General features: G+C 72.9%; 9 protein-coding genes and 2 pseudogenes. 5 read left to right on the top strand and 6 right to left on the bottom strand.

The genetic code is table 11. From position 1 onward, the window contains the following. The first annotated feature begins 32 nt into the window (after positions 1 to 32). The gene (locus tag RM609_RS03810; protein WP_438828375.1) at positions 33 to 299 is read left to right on the top strand and encodes a VOC family protein; all 267 of its coding nucleotides are present in this window, start codon (positions 33 to 35) and stop codon (positions 297 to 299) included. A gap of 13 nt (positions 300 to 312) precedes the next feature. On the opposite strand, the gene RM609_RS03815 is transcribed toward RM609_RS03810, so the two are convergent. Continuing rightward, positions 313 to 1,344 carry a helix-turn-helix transcriptional regulator gene (locus RM609_RS03815; protein WP_311607916.1) on the bottom strand — a complete coding sequence of 344 codons (1,032 nt, stop codon included), beginning with the start codon at positions 1,342 to 1,344 and terminating at the stop codon, positions 313 to 315. Positions 1,345 to 1,375: 31 nt separating this feature from the next. Continuing rightward, positions 1,376 to 3,082, bottom strand: a complete 1,707-nt coding sequence (locus RM609_RS03820) for an amidohydrolase (RefSeq protein WP_311607918.1) — start codon at positions 3,080 to 3,082, stop codon at positions 1,376 to 1,378. A 325-nt stretch (positions 3,083 to 3,407) separates the two neighbouring features. On the opposite strand from RM609_RS03820, the pseudogene RM609_RS34430 reads away from it, so the two are divergent. Continuing rightward, positions 3,408 to 3,806: pseudogene (locus RM609_RS34430) on the top strand (cytochrome P450); the annotation flags it as partial. Positions 3,807 to 3,965: 159 nt separating this feature from the next. On the opposite strand, the gene RM609_RS03825 reads toward RM609_RS34430, so the two are convergent. Next, positions 3,966 to 4,865 (bottom strand): MBL fold metallo-hydrolase, encoded by a 900-nt coding sequence (locus RM609_RS03825; protein WP_311607919.1) that lies wholly within the window; start codon positions 4,863 to 4,865, stop codon positions 3,966 to 3,968. A gap of 186 nt (positions 4,866 to 5,051) precedes the next feature. Here RM609_RS03825 and RM609_RS03830 point away from each other — a divergent pair. Next, positions 5,052 to 6,004 (top strand): annotated as a pseudogene (locus tag RM609_RS03830) (amidase); the annotation flags it as partial. A gap of 74 nt (positions 6,005 to 6,078) precedes the next feature. After that, positions 6,079 to 6,645 carry a TetR/AcrR family transcriptional regulator gene (locus RM609_RS03835; protein ID WP_311607920.1) on the top strand — a complete coding sequence of 189 codons (567 nt, stop codon included), beginning with the start codon at positions 6,079 to 6,081 and terminating at the stop codon, positions 6,643 to 6,645. On the opposite strand, the gene RM609_RS03840 is transcribed toward RM609_RS03835, so the two are convergent. Further along, complete coding sequence (locus tag RM609_RS03840; protein ID WP_311607921.1) at positions 6,629 to 7,834, bottom strand: FAD-dependent oxidoreductase; 1,206 nt, start codon at positions 7,832 to 7,834, stop codon at positions 6,629 to 6,631. The genes RM609_RS03835 and RM609_RS03840 overlap by 17 nt on opposite strands. A 160-nt stretch (positions 7,835 to 7,994) precedes the next feature. Here RM609_RS03840 and RM609_RS03845 point away from each other — a divergent pair, with 160 nt between their 5' ends. Continuing rightward, positions 7,995 to 8,498, top strand: coding sequence for a TetR/AcrR family transcriptional regulator (locus tag RM609_RS03845; protein ID WP_311607922.1), 504 nt, complete (start codon positions 7,995 to 7,997; stop codon positions 8,496 to 8,498). Positions 8,499 to 8,688: 190 nt separating this feature from the next. Here the strand turns inward: RM609_RS03845 and RM609_RS03850 are convergent, their stop codons facing one another. Both RM609_RS03850 and RM609_RS03855 read right to left on the bottom strand, forming a co-directional pair. Next, the gene (locus tag RM609_RS03850) at positions 8,689 to 9,024 is read right to left on the bottom strand and encodes a hypothetical protein (protein ID WP_311607923.1); all 336 of its coding nucleotides are present in this window, start codon (positions 9,022 to 9,024) and stop codon (positions 8,689 to 8,691) included. A 188-nt stretch (positions 9,025 to 9,212) separates the two neighbouring features. After that, positions 9,213 to 9,863, bottom strand: coding sequence for a DUF1707 SHOCT-like domain-containing protein (locus tag RM609_RS03855; RefSeq protein ID WP_311607924.1), 651 nt, complete (start codon positions 9,861 to 9,863; stop codon positions 9,213 to 9,215). Between the last annotated feature and the right edge of the window lie 9 nt (positions 9,864 to 9,872).

The following is a 9,872-nucleotide window of genomic DNA, read 5'->3' on the forward strand; positions in this document are numbered from 1 at the left end:
GGCCCCCCGGACTATGACGCTCTGACCTGGCATTGAGTTGGAAGCTGGTCATCGACAGCACGAACGCACCCGTCCTCGCGGACTTCTGGGCCGCGGCCCTGGAGTACGAGGTGGAGGACCCCAGCGCTCTCATCGAGCAGCTGCTGGCCGCCGGTCACCTCGGCGAGGAGGCCATGATCGAGAACACCGCGGCCGCAAGAACTTCCGCGGCTACGCCGCGATCCGCCACCCCGAGGACCCGTTCGACGAGACCAGCGGCGTCGGCCGCAGCCGCCGGCAACGAGTTCTGCGCGGCGTAGGCCCGAGGGCCGGTCAGGGGGCCGGTTCGAGGCCCCAGGCGACGGCTCGGCCCGCGGCTGCCACGCGGTTGGGGACGTCGAGTTTGGCGAGGATGTGCTCGATGTGGGTGGCGACGGTGCGTGGGCTGACGTACAGGCGGTCGGCGATCTCGCGGTTGGTGCGGCCCTGGGTGAGTTCCGCCAGTACTTCCAGCTCGCGCGGGGAGAGCGCCGCGGGGCGGGTGACCGTGCGGCACACGACGATCGTGCGGTCTCCCTGGCGGGTCAGGTGCAGTTCGAGCATGCGCTGCCGGTAGGGCACCAGCACCGTGGCCGGCAGGGTGCGTCGTGCCGCCGTCCGCCGCAGCAGGGTGACGAGCGGGGAGCCGGGCTCGGTGAGGCCGGGCAGCGGCTCCCCGCTCAACGGCACCGGAGCCGCTTCTTCCGCGCCTTCGGCGCCGTCGGCGTCCGGCAGGAGGACGGCGCAGGTGTGGCCGGTGCCGCCGGGCCCCTGGGAGCGGTGCCCGGCGAGCGGGTCGGCGACGGCCGCGAGGCACTCGCCGAGCAGGGTCATCACGGCCCGGACGGCCGGCTGGTCGCACCGTGCCCGTGTGGTGCTGACGTTGAGGATGCCCACGTAACGGCCGTCCGCGGTGAACAGGCACTGGGCCACGCCGTCCTGGACGCCCAGGGGTTCGAGGACCTCCTGGAACCCGGTGGAGACCCCTCGCACCGGCGCGGGCACGTCGTGCCACCAACTCGTCGTGCCCGGCGTGTGCCGGATGAGCGCGAAGGCCGGATCGTCGTGCAGACGGGTCTCGATGTAGCGGGTGGTGCGCGCCGGGTAGCTGCCGGCCAGCGTCACATGGCGGCGGAGCAAGGGGTCCCACCGGGACAGTGCCGCGTGGTCGTGGTCGATCAGCGCCGAGAGCGCCGTCAGGACGGCGTCGGCACCGCCCTTCTCCCGCACCGCGTGGCGCGCGGCCTCGCGTACGCCGAGGGCGGCGCCGAGGATGTCCGTCGTGCTCGGCTGTGCTGTCACGGTCGTCGGCGGCTCGGCTGTCATCCGCTCAGAATGATCACCGGGTGTCCGGACGTCAAACGGTGAGTTCGTCATGGACGATGTCGCCGCCGACGACGGTGAACACCACCGGTATGGCGGGGATGTCGTGCGGGTCGGTGGCCAGCAGATCGTCCGCGAGCACGCACAGGTCGGCGACCTTGCCCACCTCCAGGGTGCCCTTCCAGTCCTCGGCGAAGTCCTGCCAGGCCGCGTCGGAGGTGTAGGTGCGCAGGGCCTCGGCGAGCCGGATGCGCTGGTCGGGGCCGCTGACGCGGCCGCTGGCCCTGGACTCGCGCAGCATCATCGTGGAGACGCCCTGCCGCCAGTCGGGGAGGGTGACGGGGGCGTCGGAGCCGCTGGTGACGGTCACGCCGGCGTCGATCGCGTCCCGGTAGGGCCATTCGTACCCCGCCCGCTGCGGGCCGACGAACTCCTCCTCGAGGTCGGCGACGGTCCATTTGATGGTGGGGTTCATATTGACGCCGAAGCCGTGGCGCGCCAGCGTCCGCATGCTGCGGGCGGTGAGGAAGTCGCCGTGGATGACGTAGTGCCGGGCGTCGGGCCGGGGCCGTTCGGCGGCGGCCGCGGCGAAGGCGTCGACGACGGTGTCGATGGCCCGGTCGCCGGTGACATGGACACCGGCCTGGTATCCGGCGGCGTGGGTGTACCGGATCATCTCCGCGATCTGCCCGACGCGTTCCTCGTCGGTGTCCCCGCCGACGCACAGCGAGCCGCAGCCGCCGCCGATGTACGGCTCGTGCATCCAGGCCGTCTTGTTGACCGGGATGCCGTCGGCGAACAGCTTGACGCCGAGGACGGCGAGTCGGCGGGGGTCGGTGGACGGCGGTTCGTCCATGGCCGACAGAGTCCTGACGAAGTCCTCTGCCGTACTGGTCATTCCGGTCGGCAGCAGCAGCACGCCGACGCGGGCGGTCAGTTCGCCGTCGGCGAGGAGGCGACGGTAGACGTCGAGGGTGCTGTGGGCGAGGGCGCCGCGCATCAGGGCGTCGCCGCCCGGGCCGAGGCCGGGCTCGGTGTAGCTGGTGATGCCGAGGCGGGCCAGGGTGCGCAGCGTGGCGCGGATCGCGTCGGCGCGGACCTCCGGGGAGAGCACGGGCAGCGCCTCGTGGACGAGATCCTGGGCACCCTCCTGGAGGAGGCCGGTGGGCTCGCCCGCCGCGTCGGTGACGATGACGCCTCCGGGCGGGACGGGGGTGTCACGGTCCACCCCGGCCCGTGCGAGCGCCGCGGAGTTGACCCAGGTGGCGTGGCCGGTGGCGGAGTACAGCAGGACGGGGTGGTGCGGGCTGACGGCGTCCAGGTCGTGCCTGCCGGGCAGCCGGGAGGGGTCGGCGACGCACTCGGCGAGGTAGCCCGCGTCCCACCCGTGCCCGGTGATCCACTCCCCCGCGGGGGCCGACTCGGCGGCCTTCCGCACGGCCTCGGCCACATCGGTCAGCGACCGTACGGCGGGGTGGGAGACGTCGACGGACAGCGGGGGCCTGGTGAGCCCGAAGGCGCAGCCGTGCAGGTGGGTGTCGTTGATGCCGGGCAGGAGGGTCCCGCCGCCGAGGTCGATGATCCGGGTGGCGGGGCCGGCGTGCGCCATGACCTCGGCCCGGTCGCCGACCGCGCTGATATGGCCGCCGGTGACGGCGAGGGCGGAGGCGACGGTGAAGCGGGAGTCGACGGTGAGGACCGAACCGTTGACGAAGACAAGATCTGCCGGAGCGGCGGGCACAGGGATGTCCTAACTGACAGGGGGTGCTGACGGGGCTCCCGCACGAGCGGGCCGGGAGCCGAGAGCACTGTGCGTCAGGGAGGCGTGCGCGCACATCGGTCATCCAACCGATGCCGGGCTCGTCCGTCGCCCGTCCCTCGCCCGTCCGTCGCCCGTTCATCGCCCGGATGGGTCACGCGGAGTGCATGAGGCCCCGGTCAGCCGGCTGCGGCTGCCGACCGGGGACGGGACGTGGCTGGTGACGCGCTACGCCGACGTGCGGGCGCTGCTGCGCGACCCTCGGCTGCCCTCGGTGGCCCGCCACCCGGTGCCCGAGGCGCTGACCATGATCCCCGCACATCTGCACCCGTGCTTCTTCCGGGGCGTACGGGACGTCGGCGCGCCCCGCCACACCGTGCTGCGCGCGCTGCTCTCGTCCGCGCTGTCCCATCGGTCCGTGGAGCGCCTGGCGGCCCGCACCGGGCGCACCGCCCAGGTGTTGGTTCGTGGCCTGGCCCGGCGGCAACGGGCCGACCTGGACGTCGAGGTGGCGGGGACCGTCCTGCCGGCCGGATCCACGGTCATGCCGGCGCTCGCCTCCGCGAACCGCGATCCGGCGCAGTTCCCCGACCCGGACCGGCCTGATCCCGGGCGGGGGAACCTCCACACGCATCTGGGCTTCGGGCACGGGATGCACCGGTGCCCCGGCGCCGCCCTGGCCCGCAGCCAGGCCCTGATCGCGACCCGGGCCCTGCTCGCGACCCCGCCCGGCCTGGCCTGGCCCTGGAGGACGCCGGCACCGTCTGGCGGACCGCTCACCAGCGCGGCCCCGCCCACCTGCCCGTCGAGTTCAGGGGTGGTGGTGGCCGACCGGGCGTCTGACCGGCCGGTGACGGCTCGTCGCTCAGGTCGCGGGGACGAGCCGGTAGCCCTCGCCGTCGGCGGTGACGTGTCCGGCGGTCGGGGGCGGGAAGTGGGTGCCCAGCAGGAGGGTGTCCGTGCCGGCGAGCGCGGCGAGGAGTTCGCGGCGCGTGCGGACGGCCTGTTCGGGGTCGATGTCGACGCAGCTGGTGATCGCGGGGTGCGCCAGCTGTACGGGGTGGTGGACGCAGTCGCCGGTGATGACGGCCGTCCGTCCGGCGCTGTGGAGTTCCACGGCGACCTGGCCCGGTGTGTGCCCGGGGGTGGGGAGCAGCCGGATCCCGGGGGCGATGTCGGTGGGGCCGTCGCCGGTGTCGGCCAGGTCGATGAGCCCGGCGTCCCGGATCGGGTCGACGGAGTCGCGGAACATCTGGCGGCGGTTCTCGTCCATGCTGTCGGCCTGGTCCGCCCAGTGGTCCCATTCGGTGCGGGAGGTGACGTAGCGGGCGTTGGGGAAGGTGGGGATCCACGTTCCGTCTTCGCCGGTGCGGGTGTTCCAGCCGACGTGGTCGGTGTGGAGGTGGGTGAGGACGACCAGGTCGACGCTCTCGGGCGGGAAGCCGGCGGCGGTGAGCCGCTGGAGGTAGCCGGTGTCCAGTTGGTTCCAGGCGGGGTTGGCGCGGGTCTTGCCGTTGCCGATGCCGGTGTCGACGACGACCTTCAAGCCGCCCGTCTCGAAGGCGAAGCTGTGGCTGGCCAGCCGGAGGGTGCCGTCGGGGGCGGCGAAATCGGGCCGGAGCCAGGGCTCTTCGGTCACGACCGCGGGGGTGGCGGCGGGTAGCAGCCAGGCGCCGGTCTCCGGCAGGAGGGCGATCTCGTCGACGCGGTGCACGACGACGTCTCCCACCGTCCAGGTCTGCTCGGTCTGCTCGGTCCGGTCCATCGGCAAGCCCCTCCGTTGGCTCAAAAGCTCATCCTTTGCGTTAGCTGATCGTATCCCTCACCCTCCACTAACGCAAAGAATCTGCTTTTGGCCGGGAGGCCGGGCGCACCATGATCACCTCAGACGAACACGAAGCCGCCGTGGCCGCCACGGCGCGGCACATCGTATGAGCTGTCCCTCGCCGACGCGGCCGGGCGGCGCCGGGGCCCGTTGCACGGTGTCCCGATGGCCCTCAAGGACCTGATCGACGTGGCCGGGCTGCCGACCACGGCCAGCTCCCGGGTGCGGGAGCACCATGTGGCGGAGCGGGACAGCACCGTAGCCGCCCGCCTCGCGGAGGCCGGCGCGGTCGCCGCCGGGACGGCCACGTTCGCCCTGGGCACGGACACCGGCGGCTCCATCCGGGTCCCGGCGGCGCTGAACGGAGTGGTGGGGCTGAAGCCGACGTACGGGCTCGTCCCCGTCGACGGGGTGGTCCCGCTGTCCTGGTCCCTGGACCACGTCGGCCCTCTCACCCGCGCAACCACTACTTCGAGCGGGTCGCACCCGAGGTCACGGAAGCGGTACGGGCGGCGACAGCCCGTCTCGCGGATCTCGGGGCGCGGCTCGTGGACGTGGAGATCCCCATGGCCGACCACGTCCAGGGCACGCAGTGGGGGCTGATGGTGCCCGAGGCGTCCGCCGTGCACGAGGAGACCCTGCGCACGTCCCCGGAGCTGTACACGCCGGACGTCCGCCTCCTACTGGAGGCCGGCGAGCACGTCCCGGCCGGCGACTACCTGCGGGCCCAGCGCGCCCGCGCCCGCATGCGGCAGGAGTGGGCGCGTCTCTTCGCCGAGGTGGACGTGATCGCGGCGCCGACCGTACCCATAGTCGCGGCCCGCGTCGACCAGCCGGCCGTGGCATGGCCGGACGGCACCATCGAGACCGTGTCCGACGCCTATGTGCGGCTGTCCGCCCCGGCGAACATCACCGGCGCGCCCGCGCTGTCCCTGCCGGTCGGCATCGACGGTGCCGGGCTGCCCATCGGGATGCGGCTCATCGGGCGGCCGTTCGGCGAAGCGACGCTCCTGGGCGTCGGCCGCGCCATCGAGGAAGCCTGCGCGAGTCTCGCGCGACCCGCCCCGCTGGCGGCCTGACCACTCCCCCGGCCCGGTCACCGATCCGACCAGCTCGCGGACTCACGCAATGATTGTGCGTTAAGGTGAGGGGCATGAGCCCCAGACCAGCAGCCCGCCCCGGAGGACGCAGCGCCCGCGTCCAGGAGTCGGTACACCGGGCCGTACGCGAGCTCCAGGCCGAAGGGGTCGCTCTCACTGTGCCGCTCGTGGCGGCACGGGCGGGAGTGACCCCGTCGACCGTCTACCGCCGCTGGGGCGATCTTCAGGAGCTGCTCTCGGACGTGGCGGTCGAGCGGCTGCGCCCCGAGGCTCCCCCGGCGGACCACGGGAACCTGCGCGCGGACCTGGAGCACTGGGCCTCGGCGTTCCTGGAGGAGATGTCGTCCCCGGCCGGCCGGTCCTACGTCCGGGACGCCCTCGCGGGCGACCCGGACGGGCCCAACGCCGGGCAGTGCTCGGCATTCGCGCGCGACCAGGTCGAGGCGATCCTGTCCCGCGCGGCGCGGCGCGGCGAACACGTACCGGACGCCGAGACGGTGATGGACCACGTCGTCGCCCCGATGATGTACCGCGTCCTCTTCCGCCCCGGACCGCTCGACGCGGGCTATGCCCACGAGCTGGTCGCCACCGTCTTCTACCGGCTCATGCCGCTTCCGTGACCGGGGCGCCCCGGTCACGGCGATACGCCGCTGCCGCCTCCTTGTACCGCTGGTGCTCGGCCGCGTGGTCGGGGGCGTGGGAGCCGGTGGTGAAGAAGCGTTCCAGGCCCTGGCCGGCACCGACCGCGAGCGGACCGGAGCGGGCGAACATCACCTCCTCGTAGCGGGCGACGGCGGCGTCCAGGGTGGGCTCCTCGGCCACCGCCCGGGCGAGTTCGGCCGCGTCGAGCAGGGCGAGGTTCGCGCCATTGCCGCCGAAGGGCGACATGAGGTGGGCCGCGTCGCCCACCAGCGTCACCCCGGGAGTGTGCTCCCAGGCGAGCGGGGCGGGCAGGGCGTACAACGGCCGGTTGACGTAGCCGTGGTCGGCGTCGGTGAGGAAGGGCAGCAGTCGCGCGTCCCAGCCGCCGAACTCCGCGAGCAGGAAGTCCCGTACGGCGGCGCCGTCGTCGAGGGCGACGCCCGCGGCGGTGTGCCAGTCGTGTGCGGTGCGCATGCCGATGTAGGCGCGGATGTGGCCGCTGCTGTTGCGCTGGGCGATGATCGCCTGGCCGTCGCCGTTGTTGGCGAACACATGACCGTCGCCGACGAGTCGGGCGATCCCCGGGTGGCGGCGATCGACGTCGTCGAAGCGGACCTCCAGCAGGCAGACGCCGCTGTAGTAGGGGACGGCGTCACTGACGAGCGGCCGTACCCGCGACCAGGCGCCGTCGGCCCCGACCACCAGGTCGGCCTCGGTGTGGCCGCCGCCTTCGAAGGCGAGGCGGTGCACGCCTCCGCCCAGCGGCTCGGCGGCGAGCAGCTTGTGCCCCCACCGGACGGTTCCGGGCGCTACGTGCGCGGCGAGCATCGCGCGCAGCTGACCGCGGTCGATCTCGGGCGCCGCGTCGTCGTCCGGGCCGGGGACGAAGGAGTCGAGCACAGCACCGTGCTGGTCGAGCCGGAGCTTGGCCTGCCCCTCGGGACGGGCGAGCGCGGTGAACGCGTCCATCAGGCCGGCGTCCTCGAGCGCGATCTGCCCGGAGTCGGCGTGCAGGTCGAGGGTGCCGCCGGCGTCACGGGCGTCGGCGGACGCGTCGGCGTCGTACACGGTGACGTCGATGCCGTGCCGCTGGAGGACCCGGGCGCACATCAGGCCGGCGGGCCCGGCGCCGACGACGGCGATGCGTGGTGTGGCCTTGGGCTTCATGAGGAGCTCTCCCCTACTCAGAGTTACTGAACGGGCGGTCAGTAAGCCTTACGCTAGCTGAACGGGCGGTCGGTAAGCAAGAGCTGAACGGGCGGTCGGTAAGAGGGTGGATAGGATGGCGCCGACAAAAGGGGCCGACAAAAGGGAGCGAGGAGCAGGCATGACGTCCGCCAAGTCCGCCAAGGGAAGCGACCGGCGCTCAGGCGCGGAGACGCGTGCGGAGATCCTCCGCGTCGCTCTGAGGCTGTTCACGGAGAAGGGCTACGAGGCGACGTCGACCAGGGACCTCACCGAGGCGCTCGGGCTGACGAAGTCGTCGCTCTACTACCACTTCCGCAACAAGGAGGAGATCGTGTCGAGCCTCCTGACCGCGCGCCGCCACGACCTCGACGACCTCATCGAGTGGATCGCCGCCCAGCCGAGGACGCCCGACCTGCCACGGCGGGCGGCACAGCGCTGGCTCGACTCCACCACCCCGGAACATCTCCAGGCCATGCGCCTCGCGCACGCCAACCAGCCGCTCATCCGGCGGCTCGCGGCCGACGGCAGGGACGTCCGCAGGAGCTTCGACCGCGTCATCGACCTGCTCACCGACGAGGACACGAGCCCGCAGGACCGCATCCTGCTGCACATGTCCTTCGACACGGCCGGCGACTCCGTGTAGCGGGTACGAGTGCGGCCCCGGCATCTGTCGGGGCAGACGCCGGGGCCGGGGTGTACCGCTCAAGCGGCTGTGGGGGTGGTACGGGGGTGGTTACTCATCACTGCCGGAAAGACATCCGGCTCCCCCACGGCCTCCCGGGACATTCGTCCTGCGGGCGGCCGTGGAGGCCGTTCGAGGGCGTGAGCCCCCGTCATCCCGTGACGGTGACGGTGACGGTCATGTTCTCGGAGACGCTCCACCGGCCGTCGGCGCGACCCACGGCGTAGCTGACCCGGACCATGCCGGGCGCGGGCCAGGGGAGGTCGAAGACGGTGCTCGCCCCCACCGCGGAGGCGGCGACGAGCCGGGTGTCGATCAGCGAGGTGCGCAGGATCCCGGTGTCCCAGCGCAACCGCACCTCGTCCCCGGCCGACATGCCCGCGTACGGGCCGACGCGCACGACGAGCCGCGCCACACCGTCGTGTGCGGTGATCGCGCCGTTGCTCGCCCCGTCCACCTCGGGCGGTGCGAGCGGCTTTTCGTCCATCCTTCAGGACCTCCTACGGACGCCGTCGTCCGTCCGCCGGGCGGCGGCGGACCCGGCCCCGGGGCCATCGTCCCCTGCCCGGCCGATCCGTACACGTCCTGTTTGCCCTGAGTTCATGCCCGCGCAAGTGGTGGCGGCGCGACCGGCCCGGCCCCCGCGCCTGTCGCGTACTGCCTATCGCCCCTCGCCTATCGGGAGGTGAGCGCCTTCGCCTCGCGCTCCAGCTGACGCCGCTCCCTCCCCTTCGGGTGGCGCACGACGACGCCGGCCATGCCGCCCGTGCCGGTGATACGGAGGAGCGGGGCGTCCGGGGCGTGGTCGGGAGTGGTCCTGTCCTTGACACCGCCGAGGCCGGGCTCGATGCCGCTGGTCTCGGCGGCCCAGTCGTCGGGTATGACGACGACGCCCGCCATCTGGCCGTGGACTTCGAGGTCAATGGCTCGCGGCGGGCATTCGGCCCGGGTGAAGTCGAGGACGACGCCGCCCATGCCACCGTGGGCGGTCACGCGTGACGGGACCTTCCAGCCGCCCTTGCGGACGACACCGTGCAGACCGCCTTTGAGGATCAGCGGGCGGTCCTCCACGAGCTCCCGCCCCGCACCCGCTATGCCCCGGAGACCCACGCCCTGGAGACCCGCGCCCTGGAGGTCGGTCGTCAGTACGGCCAGCTCGCCGTGGGTCTTCGCGTTGAGCGCCTGCTCAAGCCGTTCGTCCAGCTCGTGGAAGTCGATGCGGCCTTCGGCCGCGGCCTGCTGAAGGCGCTCGACGACCGTCTCGCGGTCGGTGTGGGACGCGCGCTGTTCGCCCCAGGGGGCGGCTTCCGGGAACCCTGCTGTCATGAGTACGAG

The sequence above is a fragment of the Streptomyces hesseae genome (genome assembly GCF_031845785.1).
GTDB lineage: Bacteria > Actinomycetota > Actinomycetes > Streptomycetales > Streptomycetaceae > Streptomyces > Streptomyces hesseae.

Bases quoted from the DNA above. Each gene is read 5' to 3' on its own strand.
- RM609_RS03855 (WP_311607924.1), bottom strand. From the start codon at position 9,863: ATGACAGCAGGGTTCCCGGAAGCCGCCCCCTGGGGCGAACAGCGCGCG.
- RM609_RS03840 (WP_311607921.1), bottom strand. From the start codon at position 7,834: ATGAAGCCCAAGGCCACACCACGCATCGCCGTCGTCGGCGCCGGGCCC.
- RM609_RS03845 (WP_311607922.1), top strand. From the start codon at position 7,995: ATGACGTCCGCCAAGTCCGCCAAGGGAAGCGACCGGCGCTCAGGCGCG.
- RM609_RS03850 (WP_311607923.1), bottom strand. From the start codon at position 9,024: ATGGACGAAAAGCCGCTCGCACCGCCCGAGGTGGACGGGGCGAGCAAC.
- RM609_RS03835 (WP_311607920.1), top strand. From the start codon at position 6,079: ATGAGCCCCAGACCAGCAGCCCGCCCCGGAGGACGCAGCGCCCGCGTC.
- RM609_RS03825 (WP_311607919.1), bottom strand. From the start codon at position 4,865: ATGGACCGGACCGAGCAGACCGAGCAGACCTGGACGGTGGGAGACGTC.
- RM609_RS03815 (WP_311607916.1), bottom strand. From the start codon at position 1,344: ATGACAGCCGAGCCGCCGACGACCGTGACAGCACAGCCGAGCACGACG.